The following is a 20,483-nucleotide window of genomic DNA, read 5'->3' on the forward strand; positions in this document are numbered from 1 at the left end:
ACGTGGTGCTTCGGCACTGCGTTTAATATTTTGTTACTTCTTATCGCCTAAAACAAAAAAGGTTGTTCGCAAGAACAACCTTTTTTATGTCTGGCTTTTCACGTCAGCAGAGACGACAAAGACTTTTGAAAAGAATTCTCAGTCTTTATGCTCGACACGTTCAGCCGGTTTTGCTTCTGCTGTTTTTTCAGCAGATGCCGGAGCCGGATCATCATTCATGGCTTTCTTAAAGCCACGCAGTGCTGCACCTAGGTCGCCGCCCAGAGAACGCAGTTTGCTGGTACCGAACAACAGGACGATCAGCACGCCGACCACCAACAATTTAGTAATACTTAGACCTTCCATACATACCTTCTTTACACTGAGTGCCGGAAAACAGCAGTGACAATTTGTCGCTATTAACGGCCATTCGCGACGTTAATACAACCCGAAAATGTAACAGAACGGATCCAGAACTGTGCGCATTATGACCATAGTGAGCTATTATGAGCGTGAATAGCATACGCATAAAGTAATTCTGACTTTATTTACAGCAAAACCACTTCTATTTTGATTTCGACCCGTTTTATCAACCGGGTTTGCGAACCCTTAATGAGAACCGATGCCGAAAAAGCTTCAAACGACTCTGGTTAACGATACTCATCATTCCGGCCTGCGTTTTGCGAAACGGACTTATTTACCCCGCATTGTCGGACTGGGCACAGGCTGTTTCTGTGTCGGCTCGGTAATGATTGAACATTCAACGCCCGTCTGGCTGTGGCTGTTACTGTTTTTCAAAGGATTTATCTGGCCGCATCTCGCCTACTGGAAAGCAAAACGTTCAGCGACGCCGTTTAAAAGTGAAATTCAGAACCTGCAGGTTGATGCGATTTTCGGCGGCATCTGGATTGCCGTCATGGGGTTCAATGCCCTGCCCTCAGCGACTATTTTCGCCATGATGGGCATGAATAATATTTCAGCGGGCGGCAAGTCGTTGTTCTTTCGCTGCGTTATCGCACAAATTAGCGTTGCGCTGGCATTACTGTGGGTCGCGAAAATTCCTTTCCTGCCTGAAACTTCGCCGTTTCAGCTTTATCTCTGTTTGCCGATGATCATGATTTACCCGATTTTCCTCGGTAACGTCACCTACCGGACATACCGAAAGCTCGCCGAACACAAACAGGCGATTATGCAGATAAGCGTTCGCGATGGTCTGACCGGCCTTTATAACCGCCGTCACTGGGAATCGCTGCTGAACACTGAGCTGGAAAGTTTCCGGCGTTACCGGCATAAGACGACGCTGGTGCTGATTGATATCGATCACTTCAAGAGTATCAACGATAACTACGGCCACAGCGTCGGCGATCAGGCCATTATTTTGCTGGCTCAGGAATTGCAACAGACCATGCGCACTGCCGATATCATCGGACGTTTCGGCGGTGACGAATTTGCAGCTATTTTACCGCACAGCACCAAACTTCAGGCGAAACGTGCGATTGAACGCCTGCAAAGTCGTCTGGCTAACAGCCTGTTCCCGCATCATCCCGAATTACAAATCCACATCAGTGCAGGAATAGCCGAATGTGATGATGCGCAGGAAACACCGACAAACTGGCTGAATGCCGCCGATAGTGCCCTGTATATCGCGAAGAAAAGCGGGCGGAACCGGGTTGAGATAGCAGAGTAGTGATTGCTTCCCCGTGTTCTGCCCGCCGTTATCAGATGAAGCGGCTCAGGAATGCCTGCGTGCGCGGATGCTGAGGATTCACCAGCACCTCATCCGCCGCGCCTTGCTCGACTACCACCCCGCGATCCATAAAGACCACGCGGTCTGCGGCTTCTTTCGCAAAACCGATTTCATGAGTGACCACAATCATGGTCAGACCCTGTTTTGCCAGATCGCGCATAGTGGCAAGCACTTCGCCCACCAGTTCAGGGTCAAGCGCTGAAGTCGGTTCATCAAACAACATCAGTTTAGGTTTGACGGCCAGCGCCCGGGCAATCGCCACGCGCTGCTGTTGTCCGCCGGAAAGATGGCGCGGATACGCATCCGCCTTATCGCTCAGGCCAACCTTTTGCAGCAACTCATGGGCATATTTCTCAGCATCCTGACGACTTTCTTTATGCACGCCGACCGGGGCTTCAATAATGTTTTGCAGCACGGTCATGTGCGGATAAAGATTGAATTGCTGAAACACCATGCCGATATCCCGGCGCTGGCGCGCAATCGCCCGTTCCGGCAATTTATGCAAACGCTCGCCGCGCAGTTCATAACCGATTTGCTCACCGCCCACCATAATAGAACCGCGGTCGATATCTTCCAGATGATTAATACAGCGCAGGAATGTCGATTTACCCGAGCCGGAAGGCCCGAGGATCACCACCACTTCGCTGGCTTTCACATCCAGATCAATGCCTTTCAGCACTTCATTATCGCCGTAACTTTTATGCACGTTACGGGCCGTCACCAGTAATGCCGGTTCGGATGACTGTGCGTCGGATAACATTTGACTCATAAGTCCTCCTTTCGGGCCAGTCCCGGGGAATTAATGATGGGCGCGGTTTTTTCTTCCGCATTACTCTGACGTCGTTTCGCGTTAGGTAATGTCCGGCGAGTACCACGGGAATAATAGCGTTCAATCGCCGACTGACCGAGGTTGAGCAATGACGTGATAAACAGATACCAGATCACCGCCACCATCAGCATCGGTACCACTTCAAAGGTGCGGTTATAGATGGTTTGCACTGAATACAGCAGGTCGCCCATGGCGATAACACTGACCAGTGACGTCGCTTTTATCATGCTGATCAGCTGATTACCGGTCGGAGGAATAATCGAACGCATCGCCTGCGGAATGATAATCCGGCGCAGCGCGCGACCGCGGCTCATGCCGAAAGCCTGCGCTGTTTCCGCCTGACCGTTATCAACCGATAACAAACCGGCGCGGATGATTTCCGCCATATACGCCGCTTCGTTCAGCGCCAGACCTGCAATCGCCGCCGTCAGCGGCGTGATAAGATCATTGGTATTCCAGCTCATGTATTCCGGACCAAACGGAATGCCGATCACTACCCGCGGGAACAGTGTCGACATGTTGTACCAGAACAGCAATTGCACCAGCAGCGGCGTACCGCGGAAGAACCAGATGTACAATCCGGCTAATCTTCGCAGCAACATGCTGTCGGACAAGCGGGCAATCGCCAGCATCAGGCCGATGAAAACGCCGAGTACCATCGAGACCACGGTAAGGCCGAGCGTAACGCCCAGGCCTTTGATGACGGAACCTTCCGTAAACCACTGAGCCACCACGTGCCATTCGAAATTGGGATTGTGGGAGACTGCCCAGAGAACATCAGCAGCAATCAGCAGCACCACTATCCAGGCAATCCAGCGTCCGTAATTACGCGGTGCATGGGAAAACTCAACGTTACGTCGTGGATCCTGCGTATAGTCGTCCTTGACTGCCGGCCTGGAACTATACGTTTTATCAGTCATTTAGCCTGCGCCTTTGCCAGGTTAATGCCCGGTGCCGGAATCATATTGCCTTCCAGGCCCCATTTTTTCATGATGATGGCGTAAGTGCCGTTGTCGAACAGTTTCTGATAACCGGCAAGGATCGCATCACGCACCGGTGAATCTTTGGCAACCACGGTGCCCTGGAAGATATCGCCAAATCCGTTGGATTTACCGGTACCGGTCAGCTCAAGCTGGCCGTTGGCTTTTTCCACGAAGTAGGTCAGCGGAGCCTGAGAAGAGAAGAACGCGTCGGAACGGTTTGAGCGCACAGCCAGAATCGACGTCGGCTGATCAGAGAAAGATTGCACCGTCACTGCCGGTTTACCGTCTTTCACACACACATCAGACTGCTTGCGGATAACCTGTTCAGCAGAACCGCCCGCCATGACGGCAATACGTTTGCCGCAGGTATCATCGAGAGAAGTGATCTTTTCCGGATTACCCTTGCGTACGCCGAACACCACGTATTCTTTCACAAAATCGATGAAATCATTTTTCGCCTGACGGTCCGGATAATCGCCAATCGGGCCGATGCCCATCTGATAACGGCCTGCCGCCATACCGCTGAGGATGCCAGATAAACCACTCACGGAAGCATGTTCAATTTTCACCCCTAACACTTCGGCCAGTGCGTGCGCCAGATCTGCGCTGGCACCGTCCAGACCGTTTGCGCCGGTGACGATTTCATACGGAGGAAATGATCCGTTATTCACGGACGTCATCACGCCTGACTTTTGAATATCTGCAGGTAATTTAGCGTGGATCGCCGGATCCATCGTCTGCGTCGGGATGGTCACATTTTCAGCAGCCAGGGTATTCATGGAAGATACGGAAAGTAATGCAGCAGTCAGAACAGCAGCCTGACGTAATTTTTTTGCCATCATTCTCTTATTTCCTCTGTCGAAAAAGTCGGTCTGTGAGTTTATGAATGTTGTGTATTTATAGTGAGCGCCTTCCGTGGCGAGTTTCCAGATGCTTATTTTTGAAGCTTTTTTATGGCCTTTTAAACAGCTTTAGCCTTTTATTTAAAGAACAAACGCATTCCCTGGTGAGGGCGCGGTACTGCATGAAATCAGTGGCCGCCGTTGAGGACCGGCAGCGAATATCAGTTCTGACGTAATTGCGGTATACCGAAGCGGCGGTTAGCCAGCACCGGTAATACTTTGCGGGCGTGTGCCAGACGATCTTTGTCCAGTTCAGCAAACACCAGCGCCGGGGCTTCTGCTGCACGGGCAATGGCAACACCCAGCGGATCGACCACCATACTGTTACCGATATTACGCTCGCCGCACTCGCCCACCGCCACCATATACGTGGTGTTTTCCAGTGCGCGCGCCGTGACCAGCACTTCCCAATGCATCTCTTTCAGCGGGCCTTTCACCCATGCAGCGGGCAGAACCAGCACGTCTGCGCCGTCGAGCACCAGACGACGCGCCAGTTCCGGGAAGCGCACGTCATAACAGGTCATCAGGCCGACATTAAAGCCGGCGACATTCACCAGCGGCGGCACTTCGTCGCCCGCGGTGACGTTTTTCGATTCCTGCGAAGAAAATGCATCATAAAGATGCAGTTTCTGATATTGGGAAATAATTTCGCCATTGCGGATGGAAATCAGTACGTTATACGCGCGACCATCCGGTGCCGGCGTATGCACGCTCATCATGGTGGTCATCTGATTGCCACGGCTGGCGGCGACCAGCTGGCTGACAAACGGCCCCTCCAGAGGTTGCGCCGCTTTCAAAACCAAATCCGGATCGGTGATATCACGCGCCAGAATACCTTCGGGCAATACCAGCAAATCCGCGCCCGATTCCAGTGATTTCGCCATCAGCGATAGACAGGTTTCGACGTTCGCTTCCCATTCACGGGAAACGGCAAACTGACCTAATGCAACTTTCATCTTTACTCCCCTGTCGCCTGAGGATTCAGGCAAGTGGTTAGATATTATCGGGCAAATTGCGGGAACAGCTCCTGCGGCGTCAGACGTTTAGCCGTCAGCCCCTGCGCATGTAATTCATGTGCAAAATCGTCGATCATTTTCTCGTTGGCAGCGAAACCGTTTGCATTCCAGTCCGCAGGTAAATCGATGACCGTTCGACGTAAATCGTCCAGCAACCAGGGTGTGGTATCGGCATATTTAGCACGCTTGTCCATCCAGAGCTGATAAGAACGGTCGATAATTTCGCTCAGCGCCTGGGGTAACCAGGGATGCTCTTCGGCCAGCGCAGGTTTAATCGCCAGCAGGTGAATGCCCGGGATATAGCCGACGCGGTTAAAATAGGCCAGTTCGGCTGCGCGGAAATCCGGCTGGAACTGACGGAAGCCGGAGTCAGGCTTGAAAAAGCCGTCAGGCATGAAAGGGGTGAAAATCGCGTCCAGCCAGCCTTCCTGCAACAATTCCATCATCGGGCGTTCCTCCGGCACCGCTTCAATACGGCCTTCACGACCAAAGCCTGCCAGACGATCCACAACCGGATGCGCTTCGGTCAGACGACCGACATACCAGCGGGCATCTTCAATGCCCACGCCTTCCAGCGCCAGCAACGTGCGGGTCCAGGTATTGCCGGAATCCTGCCAGCCGGTCAGCCCGATACGTTTGCCTGCCAGCTGAGAAAGTTCGGTAAGCGGGCTGTCCTCGCGGGTGATGATGCAACGCTGGCGGAAACCGCGCATCAGGAAATGCGGTATCGCCAGTAAATCGGATTCGCCCCGCGCCCGCCCTTGTGCGTAGCGGCTGAAAGACACTTCACCCGCATCGTATTTATCGCTGCTGCCCAGATTGTCGACCAGCGTACCTACGCGATCGATTTCAAGGTTAAAGCCTTCCGGTTTGAGGTCGCCCAACGCCAGCGGCGTAAAATAATCCCAGTCACGAACCGCCAGCCTGATGGTAATCGTCACATCTGTCCCCTTAAGTGTCAGCATGGTTGATATGCAGAAAAACAACTGTGCGTTTACAAACTTTCCGGTAAACACACCAAATTCTTTTACGAAGGAGACCATCTTTATTGCAATGTGATTATTTTATCGCCTCCGTTGGCTAAGTTTGATACTAATGGCATAAATTAATATGTACAATAGATTCTTTGTTACTGAACAAAAGGCGAGAAAATGGCAGAAAACCCCCTCGAGAAAACGCTGGATGCACAATGGTTAGCGACGCAATTACAGGATCGTTCCATGCGGGGCATTGCGATTGAAACCGCGGCGATGATCCGCTCCGGTGTGATCGAAATCGGAACGCACCTGCCCGCCGTTCGTGAACTGGCGCAGGCTTTGGGGGTCAGTCCGGCCACGGTATCCGCAGCCTGGGGGCAACTGCGGAGACAAAAAGTTATCGCCGGGCGTGGTCGTAACGGCGTCTGGGTGTGCGGGGACATGCTCTCGCCAAGACCGGCGCGCTTCGAGAAAATCGGCAATTTTGGCGAACATATCATTGCGGATCTGGCGCTGTCTTCGCCGGATCCTGAGTTGCTGCCAAACCTGCTCGAAGCCATGCAACAGGGTGTTGGCGCTGATAATCTCAACAGTTATCAGCGTGAAGCCATCGCGCCGTCTTTGCTTGCAGCAGCTAAACTCGACTGGCCTTATGACGCACCGGCGTTTATGTCTGCGGATGGGGGTTTTGACGGGATGAACCTGACGCTGCAAACCTTGCTGATGCAGGGTTCCGTGGTGGCTATCGAAGATCCGACCGCCACCCGTTTGCTGGATATTCTGGACAATCTTGGCGCGCAGGTCATTGCAGTGAAATGCGATGAGTTCGGCCCGCTGCCGGAATCCCTGTCACAGGCTCTGCTGAAAAATCCCTCCGCGTTCATTTATCAGCCCCGTACGCACTCACATTGTGGCCACGCCATCAATGCGGAACGTTATGCTGCGCTGGCGGAAATTCTCAGCCAGAGCAATACGCTGATCATTGAAGATGACGGCATCGGACAATTGTCCTGTCATCCGCCGCTCAGTATGGGCAGTCGCCTGCCTGACCGGACGGTGCATGTCCGCTCTTATTCCAAAGCTTACGGGCCGGATTTGCGGCTGGCCGTTATTTCAGGATCGAACGATTTAATCAAACAAATCAAATCATTCCGTAACTTTGGTGCAGGCTGGTCGAGCCGAATTTTACAGGAAGCGCTGGCGTGGCTGATTAAAGATCCGAAAACGCAGGAAGGTATTTCGCACGCCAAAAGCGTGTATGCGCAGCGCCGCAAAGCCATGTCCGATGCCTTACGCATACGCGGGATTAACATACCGGAACGCGACGGACTGGCGATGTGGATCCCGGTGCCTTCAGAGCAGTTCGCGCTGGTGACAATGGCGGCGCGGGGCATTGCCGTTCTGCCCGGTGAGCGCAGCCGCATCGGGCCGGGACAGTTTATTCGTATCAGTACCAGTCAGGTGAAACCGGAACAGGTCGATTTAATTGCGGATGCTTTGGTTCTGGCAATGGGCGCCTGATTGTTCAGCTGTGTGCAGAACACCGGCTTGAATCAAGACTTGAGTAAATGCCTGAGCAAATACTTCGGTGACTCTTCGTACTGCGCCCGCGCATAGAACTGGTGGGCGCGCACGCGGCGGGTATGGCTGTGAACTTCCATACGGTCACATCCACGTTCCGCTGCCAGACGTTCTGCTTCATCGAGCAATTTCTGACCGATACCAGTGCCACGGCACTGGTCGCTGACACATAAATAGCTGATACGGCAGAATTCTCCGGCCAGGGCGATTTGCGGGATATAGTGCAGCGAGATAAAACCTACCGCCTTACCCTCTGCTTCAGCGACCAGCAGACAACTGTCCGGGTTGGTTGCCATTTTTACCACACGTTCTGCTACGGCTTCCGGCGTATTGGGATAATCCAAATCGGCCAGCAATTGCGCCAGAATTTGCGCATCTGCAACAACACCTTCTCTGATTAACATGGCATTTTCCTGGTTACATACTGTTTCTGTATCGCGGCTACACAAGTGTCATCCCGCAGGGTAAACTTAGCCCCTGCACTATGAATCTGCACCAGGGAGATGACATTCCTCCCAAACCGCCTTTACCGGCTGATGATGTCTGCGCAATCTCGCGAGAGGTTCGTAGCGTTGCGCCCGGACCTTTCTGAATTTCAATTATTTTTTAAGGTATCACTATGTTTAGCACCTTACTTGCAGTCTTTATTGGCGGTGGTATTGGCAGTGTGGTTCGCTGGTATGTCAGCCTCAAAATGAACGGGATGAGCCCGGTATTGCCCGTCGGTACGCTGACGGTGAATCTGGTCGGCGCGTTTATTATCGGCCTGTGTATCGCGCTTTTCACCCGCCTGACCCATATAGATCCGGTGTGGAAATTGCTGATTACCACCGGTTTTTGCGGCGGTTTAACTACCTTCTCCACTTTCTCACTGGAAGTCGTATACATGTTACAGGATGGCCGATTTGGTGCCGCGCTGCTCAATATGGCGCTCAATCTTGCCGGTTCCCTGGCCATGACTTTACTGGCCTTCATGCTGGTCAGCTGGTTTAGCGCGCACTGATACTATCTTCCGGCGATGCCTTTTTTATGACAAAAGGCATCGCTGTTATAAATTTGTGACACAGCTTCTTATCCTCGCCCCTTTCTTAATGTTTCCTTCATCTTCTGTGCAGATAATAGCGTCAGTTCACTCTGGTTTATTTTCGAGGTATGGCATGTTTTCTGTTCCTAAAACGTCTTCTGAGCTTCTGGTTGTTGCTCTCTGCATTCTCACAGTAGTCGCTTTTATGCAGGCATACTTTGCATAAATAACAACGGCTTGCCCGCAGTTTAGGCCCTCTCCTTTTCCGTAAACGGCGCATTCCTCTGGTTTGCGCCGTTTGCATTTCAGCGCCCTGCTTAATGGCGAAGAAAAGAAACGTCACTTTTCATTCCATTCATAATACAAATATTTACCTGTTCCTCCTTATTGCCTATACTTGAGAATGATCGTTCACAGGCAATATCAGCAAAATTCTCAGGTAAATCATGCTTCACCCACAACAATGCAGTAAAGACGCACGCATCAGCGCCAGACGCGACCAGATTATTGCAGCAGCACGCCTGTGTTTTCGCAAGCACGGTTTTCATGGTGCCGGCATGGCTGAAATCGCTAAAACGTCACTGCTCAGTGTGGGACAAATTTACCGTTATTTCGCGAATAAAGACGCCATCATCGAAGAGATTGTGCGCCGCATCGTCATGAAAAAAATCGAACTGATGACCGGCAATGCCCACAACCTGCAGCAGGTGGCACACAATCTGGCGTACCGCCGGATTGGCAATCTCAGCGCACCTTACAAAGAAGAACTGTGCTCGGTTCAAAAAGAACAGGCAGAAATTGACCACGCATTAATGCTGGAAGTGGCCGCAGAAGCCACCCGTAATCCTGTCGTGGAAAAAATCTGGCGCGATTCAGAAAAACAATTATTTAACGAAGCAAAGTCACTGCTCAGTGCCACTTTCCCGCAATTTTCAGAGGCTGAAATGACGGCCAAAGTGGAAACCTTAGCCGTCATCTGTGAGGGCACCGCATTTCGTCGCCTGACGACAGTTCACGCCGACGCGGAGCTTCTGGAAGCCATCTACCATCGCTACTTCCAGAGCCTCTTCGAAACGGATTTAATCACCAGCAAACCGGAATAAACCTTTACCATGAGCGCTCATCTGCAAGAAAAACGCCTCGGTTATGCCCTGGTGCTAGGCTCCCTCGCCGCACTGGGTCCCTTATGCACCGATTTATACCTTCCCGCTCTGCCTGAAATGGCAGGCGATCTGAATACCTCAACTGCCAGCGCGCAGCTCAGCCTGACAGCCGGTTTACTCGGCCTCGGGTTCGGCCAGTTACTGTTTGGCCCGCTGAGCGACCGCTATGGCCGTATGCGCCCTTTATTGTGGTCACTGGCTTTATTGCTGGCCGCGTCGGTATGGTGCGCGGTCGCGCAGGACATTGATCAGCTGATCGTCGCACGTCTGTTGCAGGGAATTGCCGGTGCCGGTGGTGCGGTTCTTTCCCGTGCCGTGGCCAGAGATTTGTATAACGGACATGAATTAACGCGGTTTTTCGCCCTGCTGATGCTGGTCAACGGGCTGGCACCGATCATCGCGCCGGTACTTGGCGGCGCATTACTGAACTGGGTGGACTGGCGGGGAATATTTGGCGTACTGGCGTTGATCGCCATCCTGTTGTTTAGCTTCTCTTCCCTGAAGCTCCACGAAACGTTAGCACCCGAACGCCGCGCCCGTGGCGGTATTCTGAGTATGCTGATTTCGATATTTGGTTTGCTCCGACATCGCCCGTTTATGGGATTGTGTCTGACACAGGGCTTTATCATGGCGGGAATGTTTGCGTATATCGGCGCATCGCCGTTTGTGCTGCAACAGATTTATCATCTCAGTCCGCAGATGTTCAGCCTGTGCTTTGCGATAAACGGCATCGGTCTGGTGATTTCCGCACAGGTATCTACCCGCCTGAGTCGTCGTTTTGGTGAACTGGCACTGGTTAAAGCAGGATTATGCATTGCCGCCGTGGCATCCGTCTCACTGGTCATCGCCGCAAGCCTTAATGCACCGATGGTGATGCTGCTGATCCCGTTGTTCTTCTCAGTGATGGTGATCGGGATTATCGGGCCGAATGCCGGATCACTGGCGATGCAAAGTCAGGGTAAAAATGCGGGCAGCGCATCTGCATTGCTCGGTGTTTGTATGTTTGCGCTGGGTGCCCTGGCGGTTCCGGTGACGGGTTTTGGCAGCCAGCCGGCGCTGTCGATGGGGCTGACCATTCTGGGCTGCTATGCGATTGCTATCCTGATGTTCGTGATGCTGGTACGCAAACCGGCATAAAGAATTCACGAACAGCAGGCAAAAAAAAACCCGCTTCGGCGGGTTTTTTAGAATTCGGCTAAAGTCAGATAGCGATAACGTTAGCAGCCGACGGGCCTTTGGCACCATTGGTGATTTCGAACTCTACGCGCTGGCCTTCAGCAAGGGTCTTGAAACCGTTGCTGGAAATAGCAGAGAAATGAACGAAAACATCTTTGCTGCCATCTTCAGGGGTAATGAAACCAAAACCTTTAGATTCATTGAACCACTTAACGCTACCTTTAATCTTAGACATCAAACTTACCTTTACGTGAATGTTGGACACAAAATGTGTGTCAAATACAGTACAGCAACAGATTTCACTTTTGTCCAGAATTCTGATGGCAATAAGCGACAAAGTTCTCACTCTTCGTTTTCTGTTGCTTTTTCTGCTGTCAAAAAGGCCTTAAATAGCCTTATGACATCAGAGAGTTAGAAAGAGAGTTAGAAAAACGAATCGTCGTCGTTGCTGTAATCATCCGAATCGAAGCTGTCAGAGCCGAACCCCAAATCCGAATTATCGCTGCGCAGCGAGGCATCTTCCCAGGAAGGCTGGCCGCTGTCGAAGCTTTGACTGTTGTCGAAACCCGGATTGTTATCAAGGAAACTGCTGTCAGCCGGATTAAGATCCTGCACCGGCGGCTCTTCGATAATATTGACGATTTCCTGGGGCTGGCTGTGATGGAACATGCCGGTGAGCATATCAGCCAGTACCACACCGCCCGCGACACCCGCCGCAGTGCGCAGTGCGCTGCCTAAAAAGCCCGGCTGCTGAGGCGCGGCCGGAGCCTGCTGCTGCGGCTGTGCAGCATATTGCTGTTGCTGAGGCTGACTGCCCCACCCTTGCGTACCGGGAATAGGCTGGCTGCCCTGTGACGCCTGACGCTGTGGCGCAGCCTGAGAGGAACCGCCGCCAAACAAACCGGCCAGAAAACCAGTGCTTTGCGGTTTGGCGTTTTGCGCCTGCTGTTGCAGCTGTTCGTTCTGCTGTTGCAGTTCCTGCACCTGCGCATTGAGCTTGGTCAGCGCCGCTTCCTGAATAATCATCGCCTGCGCCATGTAATACGGGGCAGACGGTTGCTGACGAATATGGGCCTGAATCACACGCTCAGCTTCCGCATCACGCGGTGCTGTATTGGACTCAGCCTGTTGTAAGCGACCAAAAAGTCCGTCAATTAAACGCTGTTCTTCAGATTGCATAAATTCACCTTGTTGATGTGTCGTACGACGCCTTATACGGTATTCACCGGCGTGATAACGCTACAGTAATACAGTTACATTTTTGTATAAATTAACGGAGTGTCAACAAATGTGACGGAGGTAAAGTTGGTGCAGAAAACATGCGGAGGGATTGAAAATCCGCCTGCGGGACCACAGGCGGAATTATCAGACCTGAGAAGGACAGATGTCAGTCGTTACTTTTTCGGCGTCCAGCCCAGAATGAAATCCTGATCCGGCAGGTTAGTGAAGTTACGCACGATGTCGTGATACGTCTTCGCCGGATCCAAATCTTTGAACTGTTCCGGATAGATAAATTTCGCCAGATATTCCATGCCGACAATGTTGTACGGATGGTTATAGAACTGGTGATAAACGCCATACACATGGTTGGCGCTTACCGCCGGGATCTGCGCAACGCCGGTACGGGAGAGCAACACTTTGGCTTGTTTATCCACATCAGCTTCATTCGCGCCATAACCGAATGGCAAAATGTGCGTCACAGAACCGGAAGCCGGACGGGCAGAACCGGTCATAATGTAAACGTCCGGTTTCATGCTGATGACTTGTTCCAGAGAAACCGTGCCGGATGCGCCCGGCAGCAATTTAGAACCAATATTATTGGCATCGACGGCCTGGATCAGTTTACCCCAGCCTGCATTTCCGTGGGTAAAGCAGCAGGAATCGTCACGTCCGGCAATCGGCTCGATGAACACATTTGGCTTAGTTTTAATCGCAGCGACGGCCTTCTGAATAGCCCGGAAGTGCTCATTATAAAATGCAGTATAGGCGCGGGCATTGTCTTCCTGGTTCATCACTTTACCCAGCAGCTCAATGCTCGGCGCGGTATTTTTGGCCGGATCCAGTTCGTAATCCACGAACAGCACCGGAATATGCAACGCAGCCAGTTTTTCCAGTACGCCAGCCTGCGCCAGCGAGTCTTTGGCACGCTTCTGAGCAATCATCAGATCCGGTTTTTTGGCGATCACCGTTTCCAGATCTATCTGTCCTTTATCGCTGAATCCCATATCGAGGATTTTCGCTGATTCAGGCCATTTGCTTTTCAGCATCTCCCAGGTGCCGCTGTCAGTTTTCTTCAGCAGGTTATTCCACGCCACCACATGCTGGAACGGATTGGCTTTATCCAGTACGGCCAGCGCCAGCAGATCGCGCCCGTCCTGCAAAATCACACGCTGCGGCGCTTTATCAATTGTGACCTTTTGCCCGGCCATATCGGTCACGGTCAGCGGATAGGTGGTAGCAAAAACGGAAAATGAGGCAGCCATCAGACCTGTAACAGACAGCACGCGAGCGGTGTTCTTTAACATGCGATTACCCGAAGATGAGAATGAATAAGAAATGATTTTGATAATTGTTATCAAATGAAGTCGAAATAATAAACAAGGAAGGATCTGCGGGGCAACGTTTTTAGGGGGAATATTGGCGGATAAAACATGTCGAAATATTAACGGGATACCACAGCGGCATCCCGTTTCGCTTAAGTCTCCAAATTACTGTTCAGCATTTCTGCCGATGAAGTGCATGAGGAATTCACTCACCATCACGCGCTTAAACGCAGACTGCGCCTTGTCTGCCGCCGCACTGTGTCCCCCGTCGGTATTCTCATAAAAATACACATCCGGGATGCCCATCGCCTGCATTTTGGCAGCCATTTTTCGTGCATGATCAGGCCCGACGCGATCATCGCTGGTGGCCGTGGTAATCAGTACCGGCGGATACTTTTTCGTCGCATCAAGATTATGGTACGGCGAAAACTCGCGGATAAACGCCCACTCTTCCGGCTTCTGCGGGTCGCCATATTCAGCAATCCACGAAGCGCCAGCTGAAATTTGCGTATAACGATACATATCCAGCAGCGCAACTTCACAGACAATCGCTCCGAATAATTCCGGATAACGCGTCAGCATATTGCCGACCAGTAAGCCGCCGTTGCTGCCGCCCTGCGCCGCAAGATGCGCCGGAGAGGTAATATTGCTGGCGGTCAGCGCTTTGGCAACTGACGCGAAATCCTCATAAGCCCGCAGACGTTTTTCTTTCAGTGCTGCTTTATGCCATTCCGGTCCGTATTCGCCGCCGCCACGGATATTTGCGACCACAAACACACCACCGCGATCCAGCCATGACACGCCGCTGACACCGAGATAATACGGATCCAGCGAGACTTCAAAACCACCGTAACCATAAAGTAACGTCGGATTTTTCCCGTCGTACACCACGTCTTTGCGACAGATCAGGAAATAAGGCACGCGCGTGCCGTCATCAGATTGAGCGAAATGCTGGCTGACCTGATACCGGGACGCATCGAAATGCGACGGATCTTGTTTCAGCAATTCAGCCTCCACATCCACGCCGTTATCCAGATTGCCGAAGGATAAGCTCGCTGGTTGCAGGAAACCGCTGACACTCACAAAATATTCATTGGTGTCATCATCCACGCCCCAGGCATTGATTTTGCTCAGCTCAGGCACCTTGCCGAACGGCTCACGCCGCCATTCCCCGTTTTCCGGCGTCATCACTTCGAGACGATTCACCACATCATGCGTGATACTGAGAATGATGTGATCGCGGGTAAAAGAGTAGCCGTTAAGCTGATCACGGGTTGCCGTCACACCGCTGAGAGAGGAATGCGTACCCGGCATAAACAGCGGTTTCAGCGCGCGTTCCCCGGCCAGAAACGCGTCAAAGTTCACGGTCAGCAGCGAACCTGAAGGCCAGGTTTCACCGTTAATCTGCCATTCGCTGGAAGGCTGGATCAGCAGCCAGTCGCGCCAGGTACTGAATTTGGCATCCGCTGGCAGGTCAATCCTGGTCAGCTCTTTTTGCGCATTGAGCACAAAGGCCTCGCGATGATAAAAGTCGATAACGCGCACCACAAAATCGCGTTCGAAGCCTTTAAAACTGTCGTGATAACCGGCCGCCAGCATGTCTTTCTTATCTGCGCTGAAAACAACTTCGGCTTCTGAGAGCGGCGTGCCACGTTGCCAGATTTTTACGATACGCGGATAACCTGAATCGGTCAGTGAGCCTTCGCCAAAGTCGGTGGCGACAAACAGATGGTCATGATCAATCCAGCCGGCGCGGCTTTTGGCAACGGGCAGGAAAAAACCGTCAGAGACAAATTCCAGCGTCCGCAAATCAAACTCGCGCACTTCTGAAGCATCACCGCCATCCGGAGACAGAAAAATCAACGCACGGTTAAAATCAGGCTTCAGCGCGAACACGCCGTGATACACCCAGTCTTTGCCTTCGGCTTTACTCAGCGCATCAATATCCAGGACGGTTTCCCACTTCGGCTGCGGTTTACGAAACTCTTCAAGCGTGGTTCTGCGCAGTAATCCTTTTGGATTCTGCGCATCCTGCCAGAAGTTGTACCAGTCATTGCCGCACCTGGAGACCACCGGGATCTGCTCCGGAGAATTCAGCCCTTGCAGCACTTTTTCGCGCAGAGGCATAAATTCACTGCCTTGTGTGAAAGCCGCCAGCGTAATGGCATTTTGTTCGTGCGCCCATTCGAGCGCTTTTTCGTTACGCAATCCTTCCAGCCAGATGAAATCATCCTCCGGCACAGATAATGAATCAGTTGTCATGATGTTCAGCCCTGAAAATCAGAAAGGATTCAGAAATACCTGTTTTAACGTTGTCATATCAAGTCTTTTTGCTTTCGTTTTCATTTCCAAATCCCGTTGCGAATAAATTCATTTTGTCGTTATTCATTCATTATGCGATCTGTGAAAGTTCTTCCTGCCTCTTTTGTGAGTCAGTTCAAGCATTGAACCTATCGGAACGCCTATAAAGAAATCATTACTTTGTGATGACAAAACATGACGGACTTATGAGTTAAAAAAGAGGCAGAAAGACTCACGAGAAATCAGACAGAAACACGAAAGGAGTGAGAATATGGAATGGAAAATCATAGATATCCTGAGCATCCCTCAGACGGGACTGAAGTATATCTGCATTCAGGCGTTCAGAAATCTGAAGCTGATCCTGACTGTGGATAACGATTTTACCCTGAAAGCCGGTGATACCTTAGAGATCACGCCGGAAGGCTATTCTCTGAATCATCATCAGGCGCAAAGTCTGAAGATCCATAAGATGATGCCTTATTGTCAGCAACGCTGGCAGTCGCTTTCCATCCAGTAATCACCCGGTGATTATTGAGAAATTAATGGAAAGAACAGAAAGACCGGTTTCTACACCGGTTTTTTAATTTGCTGTCTTCTTACATCGGAAAGACCATCGTGCCCGCCAAATTCCTGCGGCGGAACATCCAGCCAGCGGTCTTTACGCGTCGCTTCGTATTCCTGATTGAGCGGATAATAAATCCGGTTTTCCGGTTTATTGGCTTCACCCACGACCAGCAACCGCACTTCCTCATCCGTGTTATTGATGAAAGTATGGCAAATTCCCGTCCCCTGCGGAAACGCCACGGCGTCGCCTGCGTTCAGCCGGTGCAATGTGCCGTTGATCCATGCGTCGGGATGCCCTTCCAGCACATACACAAATTCGTCTTCTGCACTTTCCGCATGGGCATAACAGGTGCGACGGCCGGGTAACAGGCGTTCATGATGAATGCCAATGCGCGTCAGTCCGAGGGCTTTTCCCAGCGGCGCGCCAATCGACATCAGCTCGTCATCGCCCGGATAATTGCCGTCGTCCGCGCCTTCAAGCTCAGTCCAGTGACGGATAAAATCAGGTCTTTCTGTGCTCATATATTCTCCGTGTAAGCATCAAACTCAGTAAAGTGAAGGAGACTTCTGCTGCACTGAATAAGAACTTTGGGTCTGAACCGTTTGTTTTGGCAAACAGGCGAAGCGGATATGCATCTTTTCGCCATCATCACTTTCACCGAGCGTCTGGAATTTACCGTTACAGAATTCGAAGATCTTCTTGTAAGTATCCGCACGACGCTGGCGTTCAAGTATCGAAAACACTGACGTGGTATAGCTCGCCTCGCCCTGTGCAAAAGATGCATCATAATTTGCAGGCCGGTAAGTTTCAGCCCCCACGGGTTTATCTATCGATGAACATCCTGTCAGAACACTCGTCGCTGCAACCGCTGCCATCATCATTATTTTAATATTTTTCATTTTTTCATCCGGGAAAATACGTACTCAGTCATGTATAGGGTTCGTCGCCTGTAGCGTTCTTCGCCTATAGCGTAGTCAGTATAGTCAGGCGACGGCCTCTGCCCTGCCCGCGCTGCCAATACTGTTTTTACCATTACGTTTTACATTCACCAGCGCACGTTCCGCTGTTGCCAGCCACTGGTTGTGATTCTCATGATGTTTTGATGTCGCCACCCCAATACTTAGCGAACACTGAAACCCTTCATCCTGCGATAAACGAATTTCGGACGTTTTCAGCAACAGCCGGTAACCGACGGCGTAGGCTTCTTCTTCAGAAACGCCCGGCAGAATAACCACAAATTCATCACCACCAAGGATAGCCGGAAAATCATTCAGCCCTGTTTCCTGGCGCAAAATAGCGGAAACAGATCGCAAAACGTAATCTCCAGCTTCACGCCCGAACAGATCATTCACCATTTTCAGGTCATCCACGCCCAGCACCATCAGACAGGCCAGGTCATGTTTAGAACGTTCAAATTCCAGCATCAGTCGCCGGTCAAGCAGCCGGCGGTTGGGTAATCCGAGAAAAGGATCCATCAGCGCCGCTTTCTCCAGCTCGTGCTGTTTATCGCGAAGCTTTCTTGAGATGGAATAATTGGCAGCGCTGAACGCAATAATATAAATCGTCGAAAGAGGCAATGTCAGCCATAACGTCCGGTCGGTGACGGTGGTATAAAACGTCATCCCCGTAAACGGCCAGCAAACAATAAATCCGATGCAGTAAAACAGCGCCGCGCGGCGTAATAACTGCCAGCCTCCGGCAGAGAACCGGTCAGCAATGAGAATGGAGGTGATCACCGCCGAGGGCAGCAAACAAACGCCCATCTGCGCCACCCACGCGCCACCGGCAATGGCATCAAACGCCAGATTTCGAAATTCAGCCTGATTGGGTTGTTTCGAACGCTGGGAAATCAGCATCGCGACATGTGGCCAGACAAAGGCATTCAGCGTCAGCAAAGCGATCGCGACCCAGGAAGCCCCCCGTTCCAGAAGTACGGAAAGGATCGGGAAAAAGCACAGGAACGTGCCCAGCATGCGCATAAAGTACATTCGGCGTAAGAAGCGATCTGAACGCTCGCGAACAAGGCTTTCACCGGGAGAATAATATGGCATACCTGAAGCGACTCTTAAGTTGATGTCTATTTATAGTAGTCGAGTTACTTATCAGAGAGCTATAGAAAGCATGGGTTTCAATGGCCCGAACAGCGGGGTTTTTAGGCGTAAATAAGAGGCATTGGTCTTTAATCAGAGAATTTAGGTTAAAACAAAAAAATCCTGACCGGCAATACCGGACAGGATTAGCGCGAACGCAGCCAAAAGACGGCGTCCTGAGGGAGGGGGGAAATTATTTTGAGTACTGGCTGTCAGTCACTTTTTCGAGCCACTCAACCGGGCTGCCGTTCAGGGATTCGGCAATCGCGATGTGAGTCATGGAATTTTCGGGAGTGGCACCGTGCCAGTGTTTTACGCCTTCCGGGATCCACACGATATCGCCGACGTTCATCTCGCGGATTTCGCCGCCTTCTTCCTGCAACCAGCCACGCCCCTGCGTGATAATCAGCGTCTGGCCCAGCGGATGCGTGTGCCAGGCAGTACGCGCACCTGGCTCGAAGGTCACGGTGGCACCGCCGACGCGGGCGGATCCTGTGCCGCTGAAAGGTGAGTCGATACGCACTTTACCGGTGAAGTAATTCTCCGGACCATTTTGTGATGGCACAGAACCGCTTTGGGTGATTTTCATTTTATCAGTCATTTCATTCTCCGCTTCGGCACAGACTGTCGCTGGCCATTTCATTGTAAGCTAACAATATCGCCGTTGGCGGGAAGCATCCAGAGGGCTAAACCTGAATGACGTTATGAATTCTATTCATGAATGACGTGACTTCTTCTGGCAAAAAATACAACGGGAGAGCATGAAGCAACCCATTAATATCGTGAAGGAATTCGGTTAATCGTTTTCAGAATGCCTTTTTCCATACCAATGTAACCGCCCGCTTTCAGCTGTGCGAGAATTTTCATGATGGTACTGCGCGAAAGAAAAGTACGGTTCATCACATACGAAGCAACGGTGATATTATTCCTCACGTCCTCCGGTTCATACATCAGCTCATACAGCTGATAACAAATAATTTCATATGACGACAGCGCACAAATCTTGGCGCAGTGGTCATAAACCCGTGTGGCGGTATAAATCAAGAGTTGCGCAAGACTGCGCCACAGATTACACGCCGAAATAATCTGATTCGCCTGCTCGACAGGGAGCACGCTAACCTGAGAATGTTCATGGATACGGATAAAAAGATAATCCGGATCAGTGTATTGTGTACTTATTCCAAATACATACGGCGCGGATTCAGAATTTAAGACCATCCCATCCACTTTACGGTGCAGCATCACGCTGCCGCTGTGTAATAAGAAGCAATTCTTTTCTTTATCCGCAGAATAACTCAGTGAATCCCTGACATTCGTTTGGAGTATTTTTGAGTCTGGGGAGAGATGCTCGATTAATATCTCTATCTCTTTCAAAGGCTTCTTGTCTCTGACACTGTAATTATCTGTAAAAAAAGGCTTTATATCTCGGTGCACGTGATTCCCTCCACGAATTTCCAGTAATGCTAGGATTTTTCTTGCGAAAGGATTATGCGAAAACCCGTTAAATTATAAAGTTATTTGTGGGTGTAAAATTACACTCATAATTTTCTTGAATAGTTCCTCACATTTCAATCAAAATCATGGTTAGCAACCGCAGTCATAACGCT

At 51.2% G+C, this 20,483-nt stretch carries 22 protein-coding genes and 1 riboswitch; of the genes, 6 read left to right on the plus strand and 16 right to left on the minus strand.

Annotated elements, in window-relative coordinates:
• Window positions 1-138 precede the first annotated feature (138 nt).
• Window positions 139-345, minus strand: a complete 207-nt coding sequence (gene tatA, locus J1778_RS16625; RefSeq protein WP_217174113.1) for a Sec-independent protein translocase subunit TatA — start codon at window positions 343-345, stop codon at window positions 139-141.
• Between the two features lie 256 nt (window positions 346-601).
• Here tatA and J1778_RS16630 point away from each other — a divergent pair, with 256 nt between their 5' ends.
• A complete protein-coding gene (locus tag J1778_RS16630) occupies window positions 602-1,666 on the plus strand; it encodes a diguanylate cyclase (RefSeq protein ID WP_217174114.1) in 1,065 nt (354 codons plus the stop codon).
• A 31-nt stretch (window positions 1,667-1,697) separates the two neighbouring features.
• Here the strand turns inward: J1778_RS16630 and J1778_RS16635 are convergent, their stop codons facing one another.
• The 5 genes from J1778_RS16635 to J1778_RS16655 form a co-directional block, all read right to left on the minus strand.
• A complete protein-coding gene (locus J1778_RS16635) occupies window positions 1,698-2,495 on the minus strand; it encodes an amino acid ABC transporter ATP-binding protein (RefSeq protein WP_274388774.1) in 798 nt (265 codons plus the stop codon).
• Window positions 2,492-3,475, minus strand: coding sequence for an amino acid ABC transporter permease (locus J1778_RS16640; RefSeq protein ID WP_217174115.1), 984 nt, complete (start codon window positions 3,473-3,475; stop codon window positions 2,492-2,494). Before J1778_RS16640 ends, J1778_RS16635 begins: the two co-directional genes overlap by 4 nt.
• Entirely contained in the window at window positions 3,472-4,380 is a 909-nt protein-coding gene (locus J1778_RS16645) for an ABC transporter substrate-binding protein (protein ID WP_217174116.1), read from the minus strand. Before J1778_RS16645 ends, J1778_RS16640 begins: the two co-directional genes overlap by 4 nt.
• Before the next feature lie 221 nt (window positions 4,381-4,601).
• Entirely contained in the window at window positions 4,602-5,396 is a 795-nt protein-coding gene (locus J1778_RS16650) for a deaminated glutathione amidase (RefSeq protein ID WP_217174117.1), read from the minus strand.
• A 44-nt stretch (window positions 5,397-5,440) separates the two neighbouring features.
• On the minus strand, window positions 5,441-6,397 hold the full coding sequence (locus tag J1778_RS16655; protein WP_338019649.1) for a substrate-binding domain-containing protein: 957 nt from the start codon (window positions 6,395-6,397) through the stop codon (window positions 5,441-5,443).
• A gap of 210 nt (window positions 6,398-6,607) precedes the next feature.
• Here J1778_RS16655 and J1778_RS16660 point away from each other — a divergent pair, with 210 nt between their 5' ends.
• Window positions 6,608-7,954 carry an aminotransferase class I/II-fold pyridoxal phosphate-dependent enzyme gene (locus tag J1778_RS16660; RefSeq protein ID WP_217174119.1) on the plus strand — a complete coding sequence of 449 codons (1,347 nt, stop codon included), beginning with the start codon at window positions 6,608-6,610 and terminating at the stop codon, window positions 7,952-7,954.
• Between the two features lie 32 nt (window positions 7,955-7,986).
• Here the strand turns inward: J1778_RS16660 and J1778_RS16665 are convergent, their stop codons facing one another.
• Window positions 7,987-8,418, minus strand: a complete 432-nt coding sequence (locus J1778_RS16665) for a GNAT family N-acetyltransferase (RefSeq protein ID WP_217174120.1) — start codon at window positions 8,416-8,418, stop codon at window positions 7,987-7,989.
• Window positions 8,419-8,504: 86 nt separating this feature from the next.
• Window positions 8,505-8,567: riboswitch (Fluoride riboswitch) on the plus strand.
• Window positions 8,568-8,633: 66 nt separating this feature from the next.
• On the opposite strand from J1778_RS16665, the gene crcB reads away from it, so the two are divergent.
• The 3 genes from crcB (at window position 8,634) to J1778_RS16680 (ending at window position 11,338) form a co-directional block, all read left to right on the plus strand.
• On the plus strand, window positions 8,634-9,017 hold the full coding sequence (gene crcB, locus J1778_RS16670; protein WP_112287619.1) for a fluoride efflux transporter CrcB: 384 nt from the start codon (window positions 8,634-8,636) through the stop codon (window positions 9,015-9,017).
• 467 nt (window positions 9,018-9,484) lie between these two features.
• The gene (locus J1778_RS16675) at window positions 9,485-10,141 is read left to right on the plus strand and encodes a TetR family transcriptional regulator (protein WP_217174121.1); all 657 of its coding nucleotides are present in this window, start codon (window positions 9,485-9,487) and stop codon (window positions 10,139-10,141) included.
• Window positions 10,142-10,150: 9 nt separating this feature from the next.
• A complete protein-coding gene (locus J1778_RS16680) occupies window positions 10,151-11,338 on the plus strand; it encodes a multidrug effflux MFS transporter (protein WP_217174122.1) in 1,188 nt (395 codons plus the stop codon).
• 64 nt (window positions 11,339-11,402) lie between these two features.
• On the opposite strand, the gene cspE is transcribed toward J1778_RS16680, so the two are convergent.
• From cspE to J1778_RS16700, 4 genes are all read right to left on the minus strand, one after another.
• Window positions 11,403-11,612: a transcription antiterminator/RNA stability regulator CspE gene (gene cspE / locus J1778_RS16685; RefSeq protein WP_009636912.1), complete on the minus strand. Its 210-nt coding sequence runs from the start codon at window positions 11,610-11,612 to the stop codon at window positions 11,403-11,405.
• A 188-nt stretch (window positions 11,613-11,800) separates the two neighbouring features.
• Window positions 11,801-12,556, minus strand: a complete 756-nt coding sequence (locus J1778_RS16690; RefSeq protein WP_217174123.1) for a DUF2076 domain-containing protein — start codon at window positions 12,554-12,556, stop codon at window positions 11,801-11,803.
• A 215-nt stretch (window positions 12,557-12,771) separates the two neighbouring features.
• Window positions 12,772-13,902, minus strand: coding sequence for an ABC transporter substrate-binding protein (locus J1778_RS16695; RefSeq protein ID WP_217174124.1), 1,131 nt, complete (start codon window positions 13,900-13,902; stop codon window positions 12,772-12,774).
• A gap of 183 nt (window positions 13,903-14,085) precedes the next feature.
• Window positions 14,086-16,182, minus strand: a complete 2,097-nt coding sequence (locus J1778_RS16700) for a prolyl oligopeptidase family serine peptidase (RefSeq protein WP_217174125.1) — start codon at window positions 16,180-16,182, stop codon at window positions 14,086-14,088.
• Window positions 16,183-16,492: 310 nt separating this feature from the next.
• On the opposite strand from J1778_RS16700, the gene J1778_RS16705 reads away from it, so the two are divergent.
• Window positions 16,493-16,738, plus strand: a complete 246-nt coding sequence (locus J1778_RS16705) for a hypothetical protein (protein ID WP_217174126.1) — start codon at window positions 16,493-16,495, stop codon at window positions 16,736-16,738.
• Between the two features lie 50 nt (window positions 16,739-16,788).
• Here J1778_RS16705 and J1778_RS16710 read toward each other — a convergent pair whose 3' ends face one another.
• From J1778_RS16710 to J1778_RS16730, 5 genes are all read right to left on the minus strand, one after another.
• Window positions 16,789-17,307, minus strand: a complete 519-nt coding sequence (locus J1778_RS16710; RefSeq protein ID WP_217174127.1) for a cupin domain-containing protein — start codon at window positions 17,305-17,307, stop codon at window positions 16,789-16,791.
• A gap of 24 nt (window positions 17,308-17,331) precedes the next feature.
• Window positions 17,332-17,685, minus strand: a complete 354-nt coding sequence (locus J1778_RS16715; RefSeq protein ID WP_217174128.1) for a hypothetical protein — start codon at window positions 17,683-17,685, stop codon at window positions 17,332-17,334.
• An 84-nt stretch (window positions 17,686-17,769) separates the two neighbouring features.
• Window positions 17,770-18,837: a diguanylate cyclase gene (locus tag J1778_RS16720; protein WP_217174129.1), complete on the minus strand. Its 1,068-nt coding sequence runs from the start codon at window positions 18,835-18,837 to the stop codon at window positions 17,770-17,772.
• 232 nt (window positions 18,838-19,069) lie between these two features.
• Entirely contained in the window at window positions 19,070-19,477 is a 408-nt protein-coding gene (locus tag J1778_RS16725) for a (R)-mandelonitrile lyase (RefSeq protein WP_217174130.1), read from the minus strand.
• Window positions 19,478-19,650: 173 nt separating this feature from the next.
• Window positions 19,651-20,310, minus strand: coding sequence for a winged helix-turn-helix transcriptional regulator (locus tag J1778_RS16730; RefSeq protein WP_338019650.1), 660 nt, complete (start codon window positions 20,308-20,310; stop codon window positions 19,651-19,653).
• Window positions 20,311-20,483 lie beyond the last annotated feature (173 nt).

The sequence above is a fragment of the Rahnella bonaserana genome, from assembly GCF_019049675.1.
Lineage (GTDB): Bacteria > Pseudomonadota > Gammaproteobacteria > Enterobacterales > Enterobacteriaceae > Rahnella > Rahnella bonaserana.